16 protein-coding genes are annotated in these 20,662 nt (G+C 59.6%); 10 read left to right on the plus strand and 6 right to left on the minus strand.

The genetic code is table 11. From position 1 onward, the window contains the following. Positions 1-65: 65 nt before the first annotated feature. Positions 66-2,294 (plus strand): winged helix-turn-helix domain-containing protein, encoded by a 2,229-nt coding sequence (locus VK574_RS12385; protein ID WP_472800172.1) that lies wholly within the window; start codon positions 66-68, stop codon positions 2,292-2,294. A gap of 135 nt (positions 2,295-2,429) precedes the next feature. Here the strand turns inward: VK574_RS12385 and VK574_RS12390 are convergent, their stop codons facing one another. Beyond that, positions 2,430-3,641 carry a BaiN/RdsA family NAD(P)/FAD-dependent oxidoreductase gene (locus VK574_RS12390; RefSeq protein WP_472800173.1) on the minus strand — a complete coding sequence of 404 codons (1,212 nt, stop codon included), beginning with the start codon at positions 3,639-3,641 and terminating at the stop codon, positions 2,430-2,432. Positions 3,642-3,695: 54 nt separating this feature from the next. Further along, entirely contained in the window at positions 3,696-4,400 is a 705-nt protein-coding gene (locus tag VK574_RS12395; protein ID WP_472800174.1) for a hypothetical protein, read from the minus strand. 38 nt (positions 4,401-4,438) lie between these two features. Here VK574_RS12395 and VK574_RS12400 point away from each other — a divergent pair, with 38 nt between their 5' ends. Beyond that, positions 4,439-5,785: a hypothetical protein gene (locus VK574_RS12400; RefSeq protein WP_472800175.1), complete on the plus strand. Its 1,347-nt coding sequence runs from the start codon at positions 4,439-4,441 to the stop codon at positions 5,783-5,785. Between the two features lie 77 nt (positions 5,786-5,862). Continuing rightward, entirely contained in the window at positions 5,863-6,699 is an 837-nt protein-coding gene (lepB, locus tag VK574_RS12405) for a signal peptidase I (protein WP_472800176.1), read from the plus strand. 42 nt (positions 6,700-6,741) lie between these two features. Here lepB and VK574_RS12410 read toward each other — a convergent pair whose 3' ends face one another. Beyond that, positions 6,742-8,124: a CCA tRNA nucleotidyltransferase gene (locus tag VK574_RS12410; RefSeq protein WP_472800177.1), complete on the minus strand. Its 1,383-nt coding sequence runs from the start codon at positions 8,122-8,124 to the stop codon at positions 6,742-6,744. 59 nt (positions 8,125-8,183) lie between these two features. On the opposite strand from VK574_RS12410, the gene tsaD reads away from it, so the two are divergent. Beyond that, positions 8,184-9,377 carry a tRNA (adenosine(37)-N6)-threonylcarbamoyltransferase complex transferase subunit TsaD gene (gene tsaD, locus VK574_RS12415; protein ID WP_472800178.1) on the plus strand — a complete coding sequence of 398 codons (1,194 nt, stop codon included), beginning with the start codon at positions 8,184-8,186 and terminating at the stop codon, positions 9,375-9,377. A 20-nt stretch (positions 9,378-9,397) separates the two neighbouring features. Here the strand turns inward: tsaD and VK574_RS12420 are convergent, their stop codons facing one another. Beyond that, entirely contained in the window at positions 9,398-10,198 is an 801-nt protein-coding gene (locus tag VK574_RS12420; protein ID WP_472800179.1) for a methyltransferase domain-containing protein, read from the minus strand. 134 nt (positions 10,199-10,332) lie between these two features. Here VK574_RS12420 and cysS point away from each other — a divergent pair, with 134 nt between their 5' ends. The 3 genes from cysS to VK574_RS12435 all read left to right on the plus strand — a co-directional run bounded on the left by cysS (position 10,333) and on the right by VK574_RS12435 (position 13,101). Next, positions 10,333-11,811 carry a cysteine--tRNA ligase gene (cysS, locus tag VK574_RS12425; protein ID WP_472800213.1) on the plus strand — a complete coding sequence of 493 codons (1,479 nt, stop codon included), beginning with the start codon at positions 10,333-10,335 and terminating at the stop codon, positions 11,809-11,811. Further along, a complete protein-coding gene (locus VK574_RS12430) occupies positions 11,808-12,398 on the plus strand; it encodes a DUF4337 domain-containing protein (protein WP_472800180.1) in 591 nt (196 codons plus the stop codon). Before cysS ends, VK574_RS12430 begins: the two co-directional genes overlap by 4 nt. A gap of 61 nt (positions 12,399-12,459) precedes the next feature. Beyond that, complete coding sequence (locus VK574_RS12435; RefSeq protein WP_472800181.1) at positions 12,460-13,101, plus strand: hypothetical protein; 642 nt, start codon at positions 12,460-12,462, stop codon at positions 13,099-13,101. Between the two features lie 34 nt (positions 13,102-13,135). On the opposite strand, the gene VK574_RS12440 is transcribed toward VK574_RS12435, so the two are convergent. After that, the gene (locus tag VK574_RS12440) at positions 13,136-14,080 is read right to left on the minus strand and encodes an EamA family transporter (RefSeq protein ID WP_472800182.1); all 945 of its coding nucleotides are present in this window, start codon (positions 14,078-14,080) and stop codon (positions 13,136-13,138) included. A gap of 94 nt (positions 14,081-14,174) precedes the next feature. Next, the gene (locus VK574_RS12445; RefSeq protein WP_472800183.1) at positions 14,175-15,953 is read right to left on the minus strand and encodes an APC family permease; all 1,779 of its coding nucleotides are present in this window, start codon (positions 15,951-15,953) and stop codon (positions 14,175-14,177) included. A gap of 565 nt (positions 15,954-16,518) precedes the next feature. Between VK574_RS12445 and VK574_RS12450 the strand changes: the two genes are divergently transcribed. The 3 genes from VK574_RS12450 to VK574_RS12460 all read left to right on the plus strand — a co-directional run bounded on the left by VK574_RS12450 (position 16,519) and on the right by VK574_RS12460 (position 20,385). Next, the gene (locus VK574_RS12450; RefSeq protein ID WP_472800184.1) at positions 16,519-17,913 is read left to right on the plus strand and encodes an acetyl ornithine aminotransferase family protein; all 1,395 of its coding nucleotides are present in this window, start codon (positions 16,519-16,521) and stop codon (positions 17,911-17,913) included. A 250-nt stretch (positions 17,914-18,163) separates the two neighbouring features. After that, the gene (locus tag VK574_RS12455; protein WP_472800185.1) at positions 18,164-18,589 is read left to right on the plus strand and encodes a MarR family winged helix-turn-helix transcriptional regulator; all 426 of its coding nucleotides are present in this window, start codon (positions 18,164-18,166) and stop codon (positions 18,587-18,589) included. Then, a complete protein-coding gene (locus tag VK574_RS12460; protein WP_472800186.1) occupies positions 18,586-20,385 on the plus strand; it encodes a chloride channel protein in 1,800 nt (599 codons plus the stop codon). Before VK574_RS12455 ends, VK574_RS12460 begins: the two co-directional genes overlap by 4 nt. Positions 20,386-20,662 lie beyond the last annotated feature (277 nt).

Here is a 20,662-nt window from a genome sequence, read left to right on the forward strand (position 1 = left end):
TTGATGGACTCCGGATCAATTTCGGAGCACGAGGATGAATTTCAGAGGGCGGATCAGGGAGCTTTGTGACGGGGAATAAGTCCATTGTTTTCAAATTCGCTGACGTGGAGGTTCGCGAGCGGGAGTTCCGCCTCGTTAAGGCCGGTGAGGTGATACCGGTCGAACCGAAGACGTTTCGCGTGCTCCTGTTCCTGCTGCGCAATCCTCAAAAGCTGATCGCAAAGGAAGAACTGCTGAATGCCGTTTGGGGCGACGCGGCAGTTACAGAGAGTTCCCTGACGCGCACCATCGCGCAACTCCGTCGCCTTCTGGGTGATGAAATCCGTAACCCCCGCTACATCGAAACCGTGGCTACAGTCGGATACCGTTTCCTGTACAAGATAGAGATTTCTGAAGATGCTTCGGGAAATCTGGATGCGACGGGCAAGCCGAATGGTCTCAGCAAGGGGGATTTTGTCCCCACACCTGTGCATGAAGACGTTGCGGAGGCCGCCGCCAAACCTTGGGTGCAGTTAGACAAAAGCGCGAGCGGCAAGGCACAAGACGGAAAGCAGACCGATGGAAGACCCAACAGCCTCAAGAGTTGGTTGCTTTCCGGCGCCGCCATCTTCGTTGTTGTCCTTGCCGTGGCAGCCTGGTACCTCCGCCGTCCGCTGCCGCCACTGCGGGTCGCTGAAAATGGCTATACGCAGATCACCCACGACGGTAACAACAAGGTACTGGCCGGAACCGACGGCAGCCGGCTCTATTTCACGCAGGAGTCCGTCATCGGACCCATTGCACAGGTTGCGATATCCGGCGGAGAGATCGCGCCAATTCCAACCGCATTGCGTGTTTTCTCTCTCCAGGATGTTTCGCCAGACGGGTCGTCGCTTCTCGTAACCACGTTCGATGGCGGCCAATGGGGGCTATGGAGCGTCCCGATTCCCGCCGGCTCGCGCCGCCAACTGTTGACAGGCGTTTCGGTCAATTCCGCAGCATGGTCTCCTGACGGGAAGTCCTTGGTGTACGGCGCGGGGGGCAACGAACTCTATGTCATCCGTAGCGATGGAACGGCAAATCGAAAGCTGGCCGATGTGGGAGGGCCTTCCAACACGCTCAGTTGGTCGCCGGACGGCAGCAAAATTAGGTTTGTCAAGGGTAGTCGGATTTGGGAGATGTCGTCGGACGGATCGGGGCTCCACGAGTTGCTGCCGGGTTGGCGCGCCTCGACGCCGCTTTGCTGCGGACGTTGGACTGCCGACGGCAAATTCTTCGTGTTCCTGCTTCAGTACCCTTTCCGTAATGGCTATGAACCCGAAAATCAGCTTTGGGCCCTCGATGAGCGTCGCGGGCTGTTCAGGCACTCGGCCACCGAGCCCGTTCAACTGACTTCAGGGCCAATCCGTTGGAACACGCCCATCCCCAGCAAAGACGGGACGAAGATATTTGCCGAGGGTGTCATCCTGCGGGGGGAACTGGTTCGCTTTGACGCTCAGTCCCATCAGCTCCAGCCCTGGCTCGGAGGCATCTCTGCGGAGTATGTAACCTTCTCTCCAGACGGCCACTTCGTGTCCTACGTTACCTTTCCCGATGGCGTCCTGTGGAGGGCCAATCGGGACGGAAGCAATCCCCTGCAACTCACCAACCCTCCCATGTATCCCATTGCTCCCCACTGGTCGCCCGACGGCGCCCAGATTCTGTTCTTCCAAATTGAAACGTCGGGACGCTCGCAAGGCTTCGTCGTATCTTCCCAGGGCGGTACACCCCGGTTGATTGTCCCGGAAGAAAAGGGGGGAACGGGCGACGCGAGCTGGTCCTCCGACGGACGCAAGATTGTCTTTTCTTCTGTGCATTCATTCGATGAAATTTCTTCTTTAAACTACGTCCTGCGGGTTCTCGACCTCGACAACCGTCAGATCACCACGCTGCCCGGGTCGCAGGGCATCTTTTCGCCTCGATGGTCGCCCAACGGGCGCTTTATTGCTGGGCTCCACATTGGCGCCCCGGGAGGGCTGAAAGTCTTCGACCTTCAGACGAACAGAGGGTTCGCGCTGCCAGAAAAGGGCCGGGTCGATTGGCCCACTTGGTCGTCCAATAGCCAATTCATTTACTTCCTGCGCGGAGGGGATAATCCGGGAGTTTTTCGAGTCCGCATTTCCGATGGCGCTGAAGGACGCGTTGTCGATCTGAAGGGATTCCGTTCCACGGGAGCGTTGACAGCCTGGTTCGGCCTCGATCCGAACGACGCACCGCTGTTGATTCGTGATGTGGGAACAGCCGATATTTACGCCCTGACTCTAGAGCAGAAATGAGGTAACTGGTGATACGCGTGCCGCCCGGAGAGAACGAAGCCCACGAGAAGAAACGAGAGCTCTCCTGCGCGATGATCGCGAATCAAAATGGACTTCTTCTGCGACCTGAGAGTCTGTCTCTATCCGACAACGACCCTAAACTGCTCTTCCCGCCGCAACCGCCGAGGCCCACGCCCACTGGAAGTTGAAGCCACCAAGATGGCCGGTCACATCCACGCCCTCGCCGATAAAGTGGAGACCCGCGACCGTACGCGCTTCCATGGTTTTGGAATTCAACCCATCCGTATCCACGCCCCCAGCCGTCACCTCGGCCTTCTCGAACCCTTCCGTTCCCGCTGGGTGAAACGGCCAACTGCGCAAATTGCGCTCCGCTGTATCGAGAGCCGCATTGCTCCAACCGGCAGGAGCGCCCACATCGGCCAAATGCCCTGCCAGCCGCTGCGGCAGTATCGCGCGCAACGTCTGTTTGAACGCAACGGCATCCCGGCGCGCTCCGTCTTCGCGCAAAGATTCAAGGAGCCTGCCTTGTCCGTTCGCTTCCGGAGCGAAATCCACCTGAATCGCCTCGCCCGGCCGCCAGTACGACGATGCCTGCAACACCGCCGGCCCGCTCAATCCGCGATGCGTCACCAGTAGCTTTTCGCGAAACTGTGGTCCACGGTCGGCCTGCGCCGTCACGTCCGCCGCAACCCCGGCCAGGTCCACCCAGCTCTTTTCCCGCCCACTCAGCACCAGCGGCACCAGCGCCGGCCGCGGCTCCACGACCTTCAGCCCGAATTGCCGCGCCAGCTCGTACACCAGGCCCGTCGCACCCATCTTCGGAATCGACAGCCCGCCCGTCGCAACCACCAACGCACCCGCCGTGAACGTGCCCGCAGAGCAATCAACTCGAAACGCACCGGATCTGCCCTCAACGGCAATCCCGCGCGTATTCAGCAGAACTTCAACATGCCCGCGCTCGCACTCCGCCAGCAGCATATCCACGATCTGTCGCGCCGAGTGATCGCAGAAAAGTTGCCCCAGCGTCTTTTCGTGCCACTTGATTCCATAGCGCTCGACCAGCTCAAGAAAGTGCGGCGGCTCGTAAAGCGCCAGCGCCGACTTCGCAAAGTGCGGATTCTCCGAGATGAAATTCGCAGGCGTGCAGTGAATATTGGTGAAGTTGCAGCGTCCGCCGCCGGAGATCAGGATCTTCCTCCCCGGCTGCGCGTTGTGCTCCAGCAGCAGAACCCGCCGGCTGCGCTGGCCCGCAACCGCCGCGCACATCAACCCCGCGGCCCCCGCGCCCAGCACAATCACATCGAATTTGCGAATTTCACCCGGCACATTCCAATTGTCGCCGAGCACGCTTGAAGGAATCTCGAATGCCTCGGCGCTAGGCGCGCGAATTGCCGAGCCAGCCTACTGCGCGACCTTTATCTTTTCGAGAATATGCGCCACATGGTCGGTCGCTTCAGCCAGTCCGATCTTCTGCGTGCTCCGCACCAGCTGAATTGCATCGATCCTCCGGCCCTGCTTCAGGAGCGAAACGACAGAAGCCTCGTCATCGATTCCGCCAACGAGGGGAGCGCCTTGGGCTGACTTGGCCTGGTCCGAATCCAGATGCAGGAATGCCAGAATCTCTTGTCTGATCGATTCGTAATGTCCCTGATTGCCGCTGTACACATCGGACATAGGAACCGGCTCGTCGCGGGTAAGAATCGTGAGGCGGTACGTCAGTACCCCATGGCTGGCCGTCGTAGTCTCCATCCCGATGCCTGTGATCTCGCTGAAAGGAACAGTTCCGCTCGCCACCTTGAAGGCGCGGCGGCGCTTCCATTCCGCCTGCTGGCGACCCGCGTCGAAGGTGACAATCTCCTTCCGCCAAAAGAGAAACGAGAAGAGCAGAAGGAAGCCAACAGCCAAAAACCCGCCACGGGAACTTTGAACATAACTTCTGTAAGCAGCAAAGATCGAGAACCCAAGAAGGAGAATCGCGAGCCAGATCGTACTGTCTACGAAAACCAGTTCCTGGTTCGTCTTGCGCAGGGCGTGCATGACTGTCACTATGCCACGAATCGGCTCAAACGCAACAAACCTTTGGCCATGCGCCCTGACGCTGGTCACCTGGAACCGTTCGCCTCTCCATTCCGTAATAAGCCAGCATGGAGCGCGGCTACAACTGGGCGTGGGTCGAGTCAGAAGTCTCAACAACCATCGCGGAGTGGCAATCTTGCGGCCTCTTCCGCGCCCCCTATTGTGCCCAGGATCGCCCTCGGTTCTCGCGCGCTGACCAGCAGCGAAAGGAGGACGCCTACGATCAAGCTCTTCGCACCGTTGAGCGCGAAGCGAAGCAGGCGCGGCGCAGCCATGCAGAGCGCATTGCCGCTCAACGCCGCATCGTAGCCGTCTTTCCACCGTTTGCCTCTGTTGCTCTCGGCCTTGAAGAGGATGCCGTCAACCTGCTCAAGCACGGTTTCCTCCCCATCGGCACGCAGTTTGCGCAATGGGCGCGCCGCTTCGATCCAAACCTGACCATGGCCGATACGATCCAGGCCTGCCGCAACGCCTGGACCGTCTGTGGTATTCAGCCGCTCTTCGGCGACCGCATGCAAATGACGCCGTCGATCCTTGGCTACAGCCTGCTTTATCCCTACAGCGACAACTATCTCGATTCCGAAAAAATCCCCACCGCCCGCAAACTTGAATTCAGCGCGCGCTTTCGCGACCGCCTGTGCGGCCTCCACTTAGTTCCACGCGACCGTCATGAATCCGCGGTATGGGCCATGGTGCGATTGATTGAAGAGCAATTCCCCCGCCCTCGCTTTCCGCGCGTATACGAATGCCTGCTCGCCATCCACCAGGCACAGGAAAACAGCATGGCGCAGCTGAAGCGCGGTGGGTGCGCGAGCGAGGCCGAACTGCTGCGGCTGAGCTGCGCGAAAGGCGGCACCTCGGTGCTCGCCGATGCCTGTCTCTCGCATGGATTTCTAAGCGATGACGAGGCGCACTTCGCCTTCGACTGGGGTGTCCTATTGCAGCTGGGCGATGACCTGCAGGATGTCCAGGATGACCTGAAGCACGGAGCGGCTACTTTATTCTCGCGCGCCGCCGCTGCCAGACTGCCGCTCGATAATCTCGTACGCCAACTGCTCGCCTTCAGCGAACGGGTCGCCGACAAGATTGAACAGTTGCCGCATGGAGACCCTGCACTTAAGAGCCTGCTGCGCACCAGCTGGCGATCGCTCATCCTCATGGCCGTAGCGCGCTCGCATCGATTCTTCTCCCGTGAATTTCTCGCTGAATTCGAGCCGGCGTCCCAGTTTCGCTTCGGATTCCTCCGCGCACGCCACAAAATGCTGGCCGGTCGCCGCGGGCTTTACAAAGTGCTGTTCGAGTCTTTTCTTGATTCCGGCGAGGCCGATCTTTCCCACCTGCCCCTGCCCGAAGGGTGGCTTGCATACGCGCTCGACCAGAATTGCGCGCGACCGCTTCAGGCTGTCGTCGGTTGACTGAGCCCCGCCTCCTCCGTGCGATAGAGTAGGTGCAGTTCCCTCAAGCTCAGCCGAGCATCAACGGAGCGAAGCAAATGGCCAGCAAAGGCACGCGCGAATCGGCGGCGAAAGAGCCTGAACCCGCATCCGTAGCGCCACTGAAAGAGACTCCATTCGAGACCCTCGCCGGCCTTTGCTCGGTCCTTGTCATTGGCCTGTTCGCGCTCGAGCTTCTCGGTCAGAATTTCGTAATCCCCAGCGGCTCAATGGAAGACACCCTGCTCGTCGGCGACCATCTGCTCGTCGATCGCATCACGTTTAGCCCCGCCACAAGCTGGATGCCGCTGGTCCATCACCGCAACCCGCAGCGCGGCGACATCGTTGTCTTCTATCGTCCCGCGCCTCAGCCCGAACCCGACGCAGACGGCAACCCCGTCTATTCCATCCTCGTCAAGCGCCTGGTCGGCATGCCTGGTGATCGCATTCATCTCCACGACGGAACGGTCTTCATCAATGGTGTCGCGCAGCCCATGCCCAAAGAAGGCCTCGACACTCCGATCGCCCCCAGCGAACGCGCCTACGCCGACGAATTTCCGTCAGTCTTGCCGACCGTGGAGGACTCACACGGTGCCGTCACCACGTGGGTGGTCGATCTGCCTAACCACATTGAGAACGGCGATCTCGTCGTGCCGCCCGATAAGTACTTCATGATGGGCGATCATCGACACGCCAGCCTCGATTCGCGCTTCTGGGGCCTCGTCCCGCGCGAGAACATCATGGGCCGGCCTCTCTTCAACTACTGGTCATTCAAGACGCCTGGAGATCAGGAGGATCAAAAGGGCCTGGGAAATCGATTGGCCTGGATGGGCCACGTTGCGATCCATTTCTTCACCGACACGCGTTGGAGCCGCACATTTCATCGCGTGCACTGACGCGAGCACTGAACGTATAATCGGCAAGTCAAAGGATCCGCGTCACGCAGGTCCCAATTTTTCTCGAACCAGTGCCAGCGCTTCTTCCTGCGTCCTGATCGATCCCTCCAGTTGCGCGTCCTCAACCGCTCGAAGCACTTCTTTGAACGCTGGACCAGGCGTGTAACCGGCGGCAATCAATTCGCGCCCGGTGATCAGCGGCGCCGGCCGCACCGCTTCCTCGGGCATGGATTCGTATCGCTCGCGGACAAAATTCCAGGTGTCGACGTTGCGATGCGCAGCCATGCAGTCCATCCGGTGCAGGGCAAGGTGCTCGGGAAAATTCTCAAGACGGAAAAAGCGCTTCAGCGTCGAGGCCCTCATCCGTGGAGCATCGGCAAAGCGCATGTGATTTTCGATCAGCGCAAGAATCTGATGCGTTTCGTCATTGGAGAAGCGGAAACTCCTGCAGATCTCCGCACCGATGGCCACGCCCACATCCACGTGACCGTCAAAACGAATGCGGTCGGGCGCCTCGCGATACGTCGGCGGCTTGCCCACGTCGTGCAGCAGCGCGCCCCAGGCCAGCGTCATCGCGCAGCCGGGCTCCAGTTGTTCCAGCAGCATGAGCGTGTGAATCCACACGTCGCCCTCGGGATGGAACTGCTGCGGCTGTGCGACTCCCTTCATCCTTGAAACTTCAGGGAGCACCTGGACGAGGAGATCGGTTTCATCAAGCAATTCAAAGGCGCGCCGGGCGTGCCCCTCAGTCAGCATTTTTGTCAGCTCATCGCGTATCCGCTCCCGGCTAACCGCATGGATGCGCGCCGCGAGTTTGCGCATCGCGGCGAGGGTTGCCGATTCAATCGAGAAACCAAAACGTGCAGCAAACCGAACCGCACGCAGCAACCGAAGCTGATCCTCTTCGAACCGTTTCTCGGGCAGGCCAATAGCGCGAATCAGGCCGGCATCGATGTCATCAAGACCGCCAACATAGTCGATGACATCAAGCCGAAGGTCGCCCGATTCGCGCAGCGGATCCAGCAGCAACCCGTTGATCGTGAAGTCCCGTCTCTGCACGTCCTCCGCGGCGGTCTTCGTGTAACGCACCGCGTCGGGATGTCGCCCGTCGGAGTAAGCCCCATCCGAACGGAACGTTGCCACCTCCGTCACGCACCTCTCCTCTACGGCGCCATCTTTGCAGGCATCGCCGGTCTCCGAAGCCACCAGCACCACCCCGAAATGCGCACCGACGGCGAACGTGCGCGGAAACATCTCCAGAACGGTGTCCGGCGTCGCCGACGTCGCAACGTCATAGTCCTTGGGTTCCCGCTCCAGCAGCAGATCGCGCACGCACCCGCCTGCAAGATAGGCCTCGTAGCCCGCCGCACGCAGCGTTTTGATGATCTCCAGCGCGGCTTCGAATTGAGGCGAAGTTGGCAACATCTCTCTGCTTGAGGATAGTCCGTCTCAGCCGCCAGATTCGAGACCGTTAAACTTGAAGTATGCCTCGCGGCCTCATCCTCGGCATTGAATCCTCCTGCGACGAAACCGCGGCCGCAGTCGTCGAGCGCGGTGCGCGCACCCTCTCGTCCGTCGTCGCCTCCCAGATCGCGACCCATCTGCGCTATGGCGGAGTGGTGCCGGAACTCGCCAGCCGCGAGCATCTGCGCGCCATCGTACCCGTGGTTCGCGCGGCGCTAGCCGAGGCAGGAGTAACGCTGGCCGATCTGGATGCCATTGCCGTCACTTCCGGCCCGGGTTTGGCAGGAGCGCTGCTCGTCGGCATCACGTATGCCAAGGCGCTCGCCTTCGCGCAGGAGCTTCCGCTCATCGCGGTGAACCATCTCGAAGGACACATTCACGCGGTGCTTCTCCAGGAGCGCTCCCTGCCCGACGCGCAATATTCTGAAGCCGACGAGGCTGCGCTGGCCCTCGTTGTCTCCGGCGGACACACGCATCTCTACCTTGCGCAGACCACAGATGGAAACTGGCGCTATTCACTGATCGGGCGGACGCTCGACGATGCAGCAGGCGAGGCCTACGACAAGGTCGCCAAGCTGTTGGGGCTCGCCTATCCCGGCGGCCCCTGGATCGACGCGCTGGCCCGCTTCGGTGACCCGCATGCCGTGCCGTTCGCGTTCGCGCAGATCAAGGCAAAGGCACATCTCGGCGGCGAGGCTCCCCGCACGAAGGCAGCGAAAACCGCGCCCATCGCCGCGCTCGACCCACATTTTCTTTTTTCTTTTTCGGGAATCAAGACGGCTGTCCTTCGCTATGTCGAGTTGCACGGCATGCGCGAAGAGGCCGTCGCGCGCGTTCCGCGCATGCTCGCCGCCGGACACCCGCCGCAAACCAAGGAAGCAGCCCTGGAATTGTGCCCCCAACCAACGCTCGACCTCATCGCCAGCTTTCAGCACGCCGTCGTCGGCGACCTCATGAAGAAGACCTTCGGCGCTGCCGAATCTCTCGACGCTAGCCGCATTCTGGTCACCGGGGGCGTTGCGGCCAATCGGGAATTGCGCGAGCGTTTCACCGCGGAAGCGGCACGACGCGGCATTCAAATCGCATTCCCCGCCCTCGCGCTTTCGACGGACAATGCAGCGATGATTGCCGCAGCCGCATGGCCGCGCTTCATAGCCGGACAGTTTGCACGACCCGACCTTTCCGCTGATCCCTCGCTCGCCCTGGGTGGATAATTCCGTCCGCAGTCAGCGCTCTAAGGCTTCCGAAACGTGAGGCAATACAGCTTCCCGCCGCAGATCTCCTTGGCAGTGATGTCCTTCATCTCGCTGGGAACGAGATCGGCGAGGCATTTCACTTTTTCAGTTCCCGGCCCGAAACTGTTTCTAACCACAGGCGTCCGCTGGTAGTTTTCCCGAACAGTGCGCTCCGTCTCGTCCACAATCACGATCTTGGTGCCCGACTTCGCCACCCAGATCATCTCCTTGATGGCGCGCACCTTGTCGGTGAAGAAGTTAATGCCGCCCACGTGAAAGACGCAGTCGAATGCTTCCACCTTGAATGGCAGCCGTTCAGCCTCGGCCTGGAAGATGTGGGCTTTCCGCTTCCAGGTGAGCAGATTGCGCTGGCACTTTTTCAGCATCCCCCACGAAATATCTACACCGTAGAAGTCAATGTCGCGCGGCAGAAAACGCAGGTTCGCTCCGGTACCCACAGAGGTTTCAAGCACCTGGGCGTTCGGCCTCAATTCAAGTTCACCGATAAAATCAAGCCGGTAGTTGGGCTTGCGGGTGAACCAGTGATAGAGCCGTTCGGCCAGGTCATAGCCTGGCGCGATGCGATCGTAGAGCGTCTGGTATTTCAGGTTCGATCCGGTGACCGTACTGACAAACAGAGGAATGCCGTCGCGAATCGGATAGATGCGTCCGGTCGCGGTATTCCGCAGATTGCCGCTGGACATCTCCAGGGCATAGCGGGTATCCGGGTCGCAAAGCAAAGATAAGACGCATTCTTCCATCTGATAGCTGACGACCACACGCCGCCTTGCACCAAGCATACGACGAAGTCAAGGTCACAATTTCGACCACAAAGGTAACCGGAATCCCACCCGTAATCCCCACTGCTACAATCAGAAAGGCCAACTTGCCTCTGTTTTTGACCCGAAATATGAGTCGCCTGCCCGCTGCCCCAATTCCTATGCGCCTGTTCAATACCCTCTCGGGACAAATAGACTCGCTCGTCCCCATGGATAAGAAAGAGTTGCGCATGTACGCGTGCGGGCCCACGGTCTACGACTATGGGCACATCGGCAACTTCCGCACATTTCTCGCGATAGACGTGTTGCGGCGCTCTCTGAGGCTGATGGAGATGCCGATCCGCCACGTTATGAACATCACCGACGTGGACGACAAGATCATTCGCAACGCGTCGGCAGCGGGAGTGCCGATCGGTGAGTACACGCCCAAATACGTCGACGCATTCTTTGAAGATCTCAACGCCCTGGGCGTGGAGCGGCCGGAGATCATTGCCCGTGCCACCGAAAACATCCCGCGCATGGTCGAGCTGATTCAGAAACTCGCCGAAGCAGGCGCTGCCTACCAGACCGACGATGGCTCCTGGTATTTCCGGCTGAAGTCATTCCGGGAATACGGCAAGCTGAGCAAAAAAGATTTGAGCGGAATGGAAGACGGTGCCCGCGTCGATGTCGACGAATACGAAAAGGACTCGGCGCGCGACTTCGCCCTCTGGAAGGCGGCGAAACCCGGCGAGACTTCGTGGGAAACCGCAATCGGCCGCGGCCGGCCGGGATGGCACATCGAGTGTTCGGCAATGTCGATGAAGTACCTGGGCGATAGCTTCGATCTCCACGCAGGCGGCGAAGACCTGATGTTTCCCCACCACGAGAACGAGATTGCCCAGAGCGAAAGCGTCACCCACAAACCGCTCGCCCATCACTGGATGCACGTGCGCTTTCTGCTCGTCGACGGACGCAAGATGTCCAAGAGCGAAGGCAACTTCTATACCCTTCGCGATCTGCTGCTGAAGGGTTACAAAGCGTCAGCTATCCGCCTGGCGTTGATCTCGGTTCCCTACCGGCATCAACTCAATTTCACCTTTGACGGGCTTGTCGATGCGACCGCAGCCATCGACCGCCTCCGCACCTTCCACGACCGGCTTGTCAAAGGCGCATTCCCCGCCGGTGAAAATCCTGAAGTCCAGGCCGCCGCATCGAAAGCCCATGTGGACTACCTGGCCGCTCTTGCCAATGACCTGAATACCGCCGAAGCGCGCGCGCCAATCTTCGAACTGGTGCGTCTCTCCAATACCGCCATGGATCAGGGCAAATTCTTCCAGACCGATCGAGAAGCAGTCGCCGCAGTGCTGGCAGCCTTCGATGCGGTGTTCGTCGTCATCGAGGACCGCGATACCGAGCCGACGCGACGCGCCGTCGAGTGGGCCGAGCAAGAAGGCCGCATCGCCGACGTCGCACCGGAGTTGCTGGCACAGCAGTCACTCACAGATGAGGCCATCAACGCTCTGATCGCCGAGCGGGACGCCGCCAAGAAGCGGCGCGACTTTGCCCGCGCCGATCAGATCCGCAAAGAGTTGACGGAAAAAGGCATCATCATCGAAGACTCGAAAGACGGCGTGCGCTGGAAGCGCAAATGACGCTGCCCCGACACATTCGTCACGGAGGAGATCACGCCCCCATGGAAGCCAATGAGGCCCAGGAACTGAAAGAACACGCTGAGCACGGCTCAAGTGAATCCGCCTTGCGCCCCGTCGCCTTCACGATGAGCGTGCTGGCCGTGTTGGTCGCAGTCACCACCGTTCTCGGCCATCGCACCCACACCGAGGCCGTGCTCGACCAGAACAAGGCCACCGACCAGTGGAATCAGTATCAAAGCCAGAAGATCCGCGCCTACAACACCGGCCTGAACGCCGACCTGCTGAATAGCTTGACCGTTGCCGATAAACAAAAGGCGCAGGAAACCCTTAAGCACTATGCCGATCATCAAGCGAAATGGAACGACGATCTGAAGGAAGATCAGGAAAAGGCCAAGGGGCTGGAAGAAAAAGTCGAACACGCCGAAGCTCGCGCCGATCGTTTCGACCTCGCCGAAGCCCTGCTCGAAATCGGCCTCGTCATCACCTCCGTCACGCTCCTCACGCGCAGCCGGATCTACTGGTACCTGGGGATTCTGTTTTCCCTTGGAGGCATCGCCTCCGCGCTTTCAGTGTTGCTGCTTAAGTAGTGCGCTTGAGTGTTCCTAGCAACCAGCGCACCCTCTCGGTCCGTGGTAGACTTGCCGCGAAATGAACATTCGCTATCTTGTACCGAGCCTTCTTCTGATCGCCGCACCATTGCTGGCGCAGGCTCGGCCTGCCACCCCTCCAACCGCCGAGGACTTCGGATTCACCTATCGCATCCCGGGAAGCTGGGACGCGATTGACGCGCAATCCACCCTCCCCGAGATAAAACAGCAACAGGCAGCGACAGCCAAGTCCGAAGACGAGAAAAAAGAGATCGCGTGTGTCCAGATCCCGATCAGTGCGCGACACGCAACGCCGCCCTCCTTTCTTGCGGCCATGGCGCTCCCCTTCGATTGCTTCGGGCAGATTCTTACAGCCAAGGATCTTCCCGGCTTTGCCCAAGGAAGCTCTGAAGGGCCAAGAAAGATTTTCGACTTCGGCGATCCCGTATACGGGTCCTATTCCATGGGAAGCCACAGTTTGTGGATCGAACGCGCGAAGGGAAACCCCAAGGGGCATCCCGAGATGCCGTATACCCTTGAGATCGCGTGCGGCCTGCTGAAGAAAGCTGCCGTTTGCTGGATGGTCGTCGCCGGCGACGATCAGGCGCTGAAGGATTTTGAGGGGACCGCCATCGTACTCGACGGAGATTTTTATCCCCAGCTCGTGCCTGCGACGGCATTCGACAAGAAGCCCGCTTCCTGAATCCGACTGACGAGCAGCAGCGCGGGTTTCAACATCAGGCGACTCTCGCTTTCATCTGCGCCGTCGTCAGCAGAAACACCGCAAATACCACTGCGGCCATGCCAATGAATTCCGCAGCTTGGGGACGCTCGTGCAGGATGAGAACGCCGAGCAGCACGGCGACCATCGGGTTCACGTAGGAATAGGAAGCGACCTTGGCGACGGGCACGTGCTCCAGCAGGTAAATGAAACCCGTATATCCAAGCAGTGATCCTCCCGTAACCAGCCACGCCAGCGATCCAATCGCCGCTCGAGTCAGATGAAACTGTGGCCACTGCCCAAGCAGCGATCCGAGCATGATGTTGAAGACTCCGGCAAAGAGCATCTGCCAGGATGCGGCGACGAAGCTGTTAACCGGCAGTTTGGTTCGGCGCGAAAGGATGCTGCCGACGGTCCACACAAGCGCTCCGGCGAGCAGAGCGATGATTGCTGCCAGCACCGAGCGATTGCCGGCGAGTCCCATGTGGAGCGAAGGCCACAGCAGCGCCGCCAGTCCAGCGAAGCCAACCACCATGCCCAGCCATCCGCGCGCAGGCACGGGCTCTCCACCCGGCAGAAACTTTTCGATAAGGGCAACATAGAGGGGCGTGACCGCAAGGATAAGCGACGAAAGCCCGCTGGGTAGTGTTTCTTCCGCGTAGACAAGGCCGAGGTTGCCGCAGCCAAGCAACAACAGGCCAATGATGGCGAGCATCAGCATCGTCTTTGCTGGGAACAGGAGTTGCAATCTGCGCCAGCGGCACCACGCGATCAGGATTGCGCCTGCAATGGTAAAGCGCACTCCGGTGAGCAGCAGCGCAGGCATCTCCGCCGCGCCAATCCGGATCGCTGTGTACGTCGATCCCCAGAAGAAATAGACGCTGGCAAATGCGAGCACAATGGACAGCCGTGTCGCCGGTTTGCTCGCGAAGTGTGGCGTTTCAGCAGTCACAGAGGGCATGCGTCAAATTCATCGTAGCCTGTAACGCTCCTCTTTGCTTCCCGCATATTGCGCCTTATTCGTTTTTTGATCGGCCCTATGCAGCGCAGGGTTTTCAGCTCACATGAACGATGGGCCGGCGCTCGATATCACGGACAGCCTTCCGCAACACTTCATGAGTAATCGGAGCCGCATCCCCCTCGCCAAGGAAGAGAAATCGAAAGATGTTCGCCACCGGATTTCCTTCCTTCCACTTGAAGTAGATATGCGGAACGTGTCCCGTCATCTTCTCGATATGAATCAGCAATGCCGCGATGGAGTTTGAGACCATGGGGCTTCGCGCGCGCAGAACGCAATGGCGACCGATCCTCTGGCCCTGCACCGAGAGGCGCTGATTGAACTCCGAAGCATCTGTGCGCTCCACCTGGAGAAAGAGAATGGGCACTTGCTCGGGAAGGCCTTGAATCTCACGGACAAAGGCTTCTGTTCGGTCAAGATCATCGGCCGTCGTCTCTTTGGGTCGATGTGGAATGATCCGTATCGGTTGATCGCCCGCGGAACGGATAAAGGCCGTCGCATCCTCTGAAAGTTCGACGCCGGTGACCCGAAGCTCCGTCGACCGAGTGGCGCGTGAAACAAACGAAACCAACATCATGGCTGCAATGAAGAAACAGGAAATCTTCAATCCTTCAGGACGCTCCCATATGTTCATGGCCGTGGTGTAGATAAAAACCAGCGTCACCAGCAAAGACGCCAGGCGCGCACGCGGAGTCTGAACCGAAAGCGTCACAGCGCATGCCGCGGACGTGATCAGCACCAACACGCCGGTCGCGTATGCGCCGCCCTGTGCATCGACGTTGGCGCGAAATGCATAGGTCACATAAAACGCCACGCCCATGAAAACCAGCACCAGCGGCCGCGATGCGCGCGCCCACTCGGGTGCCATGCCAAGGCGCGGAAGATAGCGAGGAATGAGGTTGAGAAGTCCCGCCATGGCCGAGGCACCGGCAAACGCAAGAATCAGGATCGTGCTGATGTCGTAGACAGACCCAAAAACATTCCCGAAATACTGATGCGCCAGGTAGGCCATGGCACGGCCATTGGCTTCCCCACCATCGGCAAATGCATGCGATGGAATCAGGACGGTAGTCACAAAACTGGTGGCAATGAGAAATACGCTCATGATTCCGGCAGCGGTCGTCAGCAGCTTTTGTGTGTTGCGGATGCGCGCCTTGAGATCAGCGCCAGCGATCAGCGGCATCACGGCGACTCCGGTTTCAAACCCCGACAGTCCCAGCGCGAGGCGAGGAAAAAGAAGCAGGCATATGGCAACGATCCCGAGCCAATGAGGATGCTGCGCAAAAAGTGAAATCCGCCACTGCATGACAAGTTCAGGACGATGCAATATCTCGAAGACCGCGCGCGCGGTGACGATCGCATTCAACACGAGGTAAGCAGCCACCAGAACGACCGCAATCTCAATCGCCTCCTTGAATCCCTTCAGAAAGATCGCCCCCAGGATTGCAAGCAGGACAAGGGTCACCAGCATCTGGCTGGCAAGCCATCGCGGTGCGAAGGGATTGTGAACGAAGTGTGCCGCCGCGTCCGCAGCCGAAAGCGTCATGGTGATGATGAAATCGGTCGTCGCGAATCCAAGCAGTGCAAGAACGAAGATCTTGCCGCCCCACTCGGGAAACAGCCTCTCCAGCATGGCGATGCTACCCTGCCCGTTGGGACTGGCCTGCGCCACCCGCTTGTAGAGCGGAAGTGCCGCAAACAGGGTAACCACAACAAGCACGAGCGTCGCAAACGGCGAAAGCACGCCGGCCGCGAGGAACGCGATTCCGGGCTGGTAACCCAACGTGGAGAAGTAATCCACGCCTGTAAGGCACATGACGCTCCACCATGGATGGATTGGTTCACAAGACCCGTGTGCTCCCAGAGGGTGTTTTTGATCGGCCAGGAGCCAGTCCGCCAAACTCAGTTTTGTCATCCGGTTCCGTCGCCTCTTCCAGAAGCCACCAAGTGATTTGGATGCTGAATGCACGTTTAAACAGCGATGCATATTGTATTGCTGAACCAGAGGTTCAGACGCCTCTAAGAGGATGCGAGGCCAGAACGCGCGGAAACCAATGGAAAGTCGTCCAAAGCGCGTGCTATCCTGCGACAAGCGGGGGCTCTCATGCACAGGCACTTCCCATGCGCTCTGCAGCCGATACCAGCTACAAAACGCTGGTCGCGGGCCCGCGCGCGGTGCATCTGCCCTCGACGCCACCTGCGCATACTGCCCATCCGCACACGACCTAGTCTCTTCGGCGGCGATTAGTTTAGACACCGCCGAAGGCCCTCGCCTTCTGTCGCAGACGTCGCCAGTCTGCGAAACGGAAATGCCCCTTCCCCGGGGCCACGGCGTTGCTACATCTTCCGCCGCGCAAACCAATCTGACGAGGAGACTAGAGATGCATAAACAAGAGCTACATGCCAAGTTCGGACCGAAACTGCTTGGACCCGTGCCGGGCCCCAAAGCCAGGGCCGCAGTCGAAACCGATGACCTCCTGATCTCGCCCAGCTATACGCGTTCCTACCCGCTGGTGGCCAGGCGTGGACGCGGCATTCGCGTCGAAGATGTGGATGGCAACGAGTTCATTGACTTCGCAGCCGGCATCGCCGTGACATCCACCGGCCATTGCCATCCCGAGGTTGTTGCCGCGATCCAGAAACAGGCGGCGGAACTGATTCACATTTCTGGCACCGACTTCTACAACGAGCCGCTGACGGATCTTGCCAAAAAGCTTTCGGCTGTTGCCCCCATGCCGGGACCGCATAAGTTCTTCTATGGCAACTCCGGCGCCGAGGCAATTGAATGCGCGCTCAAGCTGGCTCGCTATCACACGGGCCGCCAGCATATCATTGCATTCCTCGGCGCATTCCATGGACGCACAATGGGCGCGCTTTCGCTCACTGCGTCCAAGCCCCAGCAGAAGCGCCGTTTCGCACCGCTCGTTCCCGGTGTGACCCATGTGCGCTACCCCTATGCGTATCGCGGATGCACGGGTGGCCCTCAGGGGGAAGAAGCTTTCAGCCTCGGTTGCGCACGCTACATCGAGGAGAAACTTTTCAAGACGATCCTCCCTCCAGAAGAAGTAGCAGCAATCTTCGTCGAACCAATTCAGGGCGAGGGCGGCTACGTCGTCGCGCCAGACAACTTCCTGCGCGAACTGCGCGGCATCTGCGACCGGCACGGCATCCTGCTGGTTGCCGATGAAGTGCAATCAGGCGCAGGGCGCACCGGCAAGTGGTGGGCCATCGAGCACTCAGGCGTGCAGCCGGACATTGTCTGCATGGCGAAGGGCATTGCCAGCGGCATGCCGCTCGGCGTGTGCATGAGCCGCGCTGAAATCATGGATTGGGTTCCGGGCTCGCACGCTTCAACGTTCGGCGGCAATCCCGTTTCGCTTGCGGCGGCGCTGGCGACCGTCAATATTCTCGAGCAAGGGGCAATCGACAATGCTGCGAAGGTGGGCGCCAAAATGCTCGACCGGCTGCAAGGCTGGAAGACAACGCACCCGCTCGTCGGCGACGTACGTGGGCGCGGCCTCATGATCGGCGTCGAGCTAGTCAAGGACAAAACCACGCGCGAGCCCGCAACTGCTCTGCGGAATCGCGTCGAAACCCTCTGCTTCGAAAAAGGCCTGATGATCCTCGGCTGCGGAGAGACTTCCATCCGCCTCTGCCCTGCGCTGATCGTCACTGAGGATGAAGCCACCGTTGCTCTCGACATTCTTGAAGAATGTTTGTCGCAGGTTGAAAAAGAATCGGCCGCAACGCGTGAATTGGCGGGCGTCAACCGATAACAAGGTGCAGCGGCGCAAGCAACAAAGGCCGGGGCGAAGCTGCCCCGGCCTTTCATTTTCGTTTGGCTCATATGGCGGGATTTTCGAGACGCCAACGGAGTATCGCCGATTCGCCTCTCTGATTCCGTCTCTTTGTGCGTTGCGTCAGCGAATCCAGTACGTAGCGATTCCTCTGGCCGGCGCATCTCTTCCGATCCTGAGGTGATCGGCGTCGATTGAGCCTGAATGCATATCGTGCTACGATATATCTGTGGCAGTAAGAACAAAACCCCTGACTATCCGTGAGTTTCAAGCGCTGGCGGAGTTTCGATATCAAATCCGTCGGTTTCTACGGTTCAGTGAAGACCAGGCGCGTCGTAACGGAATCGAGCCGCAACAGCACCAGCTTCTCCTGGCCATCAAAGGCCTGCCAGACGGCGTGAAGCCAACTATCGGCGAGCTGGCCTCGCGGATGCTCATTCGCCATCACAGTGCGGTGGAACTTGTTAACCGGCTGGCAGAACACGGCGCGGTGAAGCGTGTCCCCGGAGAAGATGACCATCGTGAAGTGCTGCTTCGGCTTACCCCAAAAGGGGAATCTCAGTTGCACAACCTGTCGATTGCACACCACGACGAACTCCTGGATGGTGGCCCCGAATTAATGAAAACACTACGGAAGGTGCTGGACGGCGCATGAAGCTCTCGAAAGAACTTAGGAAGCTGGGCGATTTCACGACCACCATCAGAGTGCTGCCTATCGCTGGGTTAGCGATGGTAATCGGCGTGATTGCCGCGTATGTCGCGCTCGCGCTGTTACGCCTGATCGGACTCTTTACCAATCTGTTCTATTACCAGCGTATCGGCACTGCGATGGTCTCGCCCGCAGGCAATCACCTTGGTTGGTGGGCTGTCCTGGTGCCAGTCGCCGGCGGATTAGTCATTGGCTTGATGGCGCGCTACGGCTCGGAGCGAATCCGCGGCCACGGCATCCCGGAAGCCATTGAGTCCATTCTCATCGGCGGAAGCAAAGTGCAGCCACGGCTGGCCATTCTCAAACCTCTGTCGGCGGCGTTATCGATTGGAACCGGAGGACCTTTCGGCGCGGAAGGCCCGATCATCATGACCGGCGGTGCTTTCGGATCGATGATCGCACAGTTCTTCCATCTCACAAGCGTTGAACGGAAAACACTGTTGGTGGCCGGCGCAGCGGCAGGCATGTCTGCCACCTTCGCAGCGCCGTTGTCGGCGATCCTCCTCGCGGTCGAACTGCTGCTCTTTGAATGGAAGCCGCGCAGCCTCATTCCGGTGGCGCTGGCCAGTGCCACCGCTGGCGCTGGACGGCGATACCTCATTGGTCTCGGTCCGCTGTTCCCCACACCGGCGCATCCGGTGTTTATCGGTCCAGCCGGGCTCCTGGGTTGCGTTGTTTGCGGTATTCTCGCGGGCGCGCTTTCCGCGCTGCTGACCGGCGCCGTATATGCAGCTGAAGACGCCTTCGCCAAGCTGCCGATTCACTGGATGTGGTGGCCGGCAATCGGAGGTCTCGTAATTGGCGTGGGAGGCTTGATCTTTCCGCAGGCGCTCGGCGTGGGTTACGACACTATCGGATCGCTCCTCCAGGGCAACGGAACTATCGGCCTGCTGCTAGGCGTTCTTCTGGTGAAATCCACCATCTGGGCTGTCTCGCTGGGGTCGGGCACCTCTGGGGGAGTTCTGGCTCCGTTGCTGATGATGGGCGGCGCGTTGGGCGGCCTTGAAGCATCGTTTCTTCCTGCGGCGGGCGCCGGATTTTGGCCACTCGTTAGCATGGGAGCGATTCTCGGCGGCACCATGCGCTCCCCTTTCACGGGAATTGTCTTCGCAATTGAACTAACGCACGATGTCAACATGATTCTGCCGCTGCTGGTTGCAGCCGTCATCGCCCACACATTCACCGTCCTGGTGTTGAAGCGCTCGATTCTAACCGAGAAGGTGGCGCGGCGGGGATTTCATCTCAGCCGCGAATACAGTGTGGACCCGTTGGAGGTTATCTTCGTTCGCGAAGTGATGCGCACCAGACTCATAGCATTCGAGGGTACCGGCACGATTGCCGAGGCACGGAGCATGGTGAAGGACGGCCACTCTCCACGTGGGCAGCATCTTTATCCTGTTATCGGAGCCGACCGCCGGCTGAGCGGAGTGATCACGCGCAAAGACCTGGCCTCCCACCGCGGCGAATCGACTCGGATGTGCGATCTTGCGCGCCCCAACCCGATCATGGCGTTTGCCGAAGAACCGCTGTCGACCGTCGTCTATCGAATGGCAGAGACAGGTTACACGCGGATGCCTGTTGTGGATAGCAACGAAGATCGCAGAATAGTTGGGATGATCTCGCTCGACGACTTGCTGCGCGCACGCGCACGCAACCTTTCCGAGGAGCGCACCCGAGAGCGGGTGCTCCAAGTCCGACTGCCGTTCCGGAGCGCAGGAAGTTCGTCCCCGGCGACCAAGTAAGCGCTGTTGCCGTCGAAGCGACCATAGCCTCTGGCGGCCGATCACGCACCCGCTACAACCGGCTATCGTTGGCAGAGAGCAGTGCCCACACTCTGGAGATGTCTGTGATTGTCGATCCTACGCGATGCATGCTTGTTTCCACCTTCATTGCGGCATTTTTCCTGGCTGGCCCAAATGGCTCGTTAGCCCGGGATTGCGCGGTCTTGCCAGGCGTTCTGGCTTGCCCGGTTCTTCAGCAAGATGGGCCTCCCAATCCATCAACAAGACCGCTCTACGA

The sequence above is a fragment of the Occallatibacter sp. genome, from assembly GCF_035317045.1.
GTDB lineage: Bacteria > Acidobacteriota > Terriglobia > Terriglobales > Acidobacteriaceae > Telmatobacter.

Coding starts and splice junctions, on each gene's coding strand:
- VK574_RS12410 (WP_472800177.1), bottom strand. CDS start 8,124: ATGTTGCCAACTTCGCCTCAATTCGAAGCCGCGCTGGAGATCATCAAA.
- VK574_RS12450 (WP_472800184.1), top strand. CDS start 16,519: ATGCATAAACAAGAGCTACATGCCAAGTTCGGACCGAAACTGCTTGGA.
- tsaD (WP_472800178.1), top strand. CDS start 8,184: ATGCCTCGCGGCCTCATCCTCGGCATTGAATCCTCCTGCGACGAAACC.
- VK574_RS12445 (WP_472800183.1), bottom strand. CDS start 15,953: ATGTGCCTTACAGGCGTGGATTACTTCTCCACGTTGGGTTACCAGCCC.
- VK574_RS12460 (WP_472800186.1), top strand. CDS start 18,586: ATGAAGCTCTCGAAAGAACTTAGGAAGCTGGGCGATTTCACGACCACC.
- VK574_RS12440 (WP_472800182.1), bottom strand. CDS start 14,080: ATGCCCTCTGTGACTGCTGAAACGCCACACTTCGCGAGCAAACCGGCG.
- VK574_RS12400 (WP_472800175.1), top strand. CDS start 4,439: ATGGAGCGCGGCTACAACTGGGCGTGGGTCGAGTCAGAAGTCTCAACA.
- VK574_RS12435 (WP_472800181.1), top strand. CDS start 12,460: ATGAACATTCGCTATCTTGTACCGAGCCTTCTTCTGATCGCCGCACCA.
- VK574_RS12430 (WP_472800180.1), top strand. CDS start 11,808: ATGACGCTGCCCCGACACATTCGTCACGGAGGAGATCACGCCCCCATG.
- VK574_RS12420 (WP_472800179.1), bottom strand. CDS start 10,198: ATGCTTGGTGCAAGGCGGCGTGTGGTCGTCAGCTATCAGATGGAAGAA.
- lepB (WP_472800176.1), top strand. CDS start 5,863: ATGGCCAGCAAAGGCACGCGCGAATCGGCGGCGAAAGAGCCTGAACCC.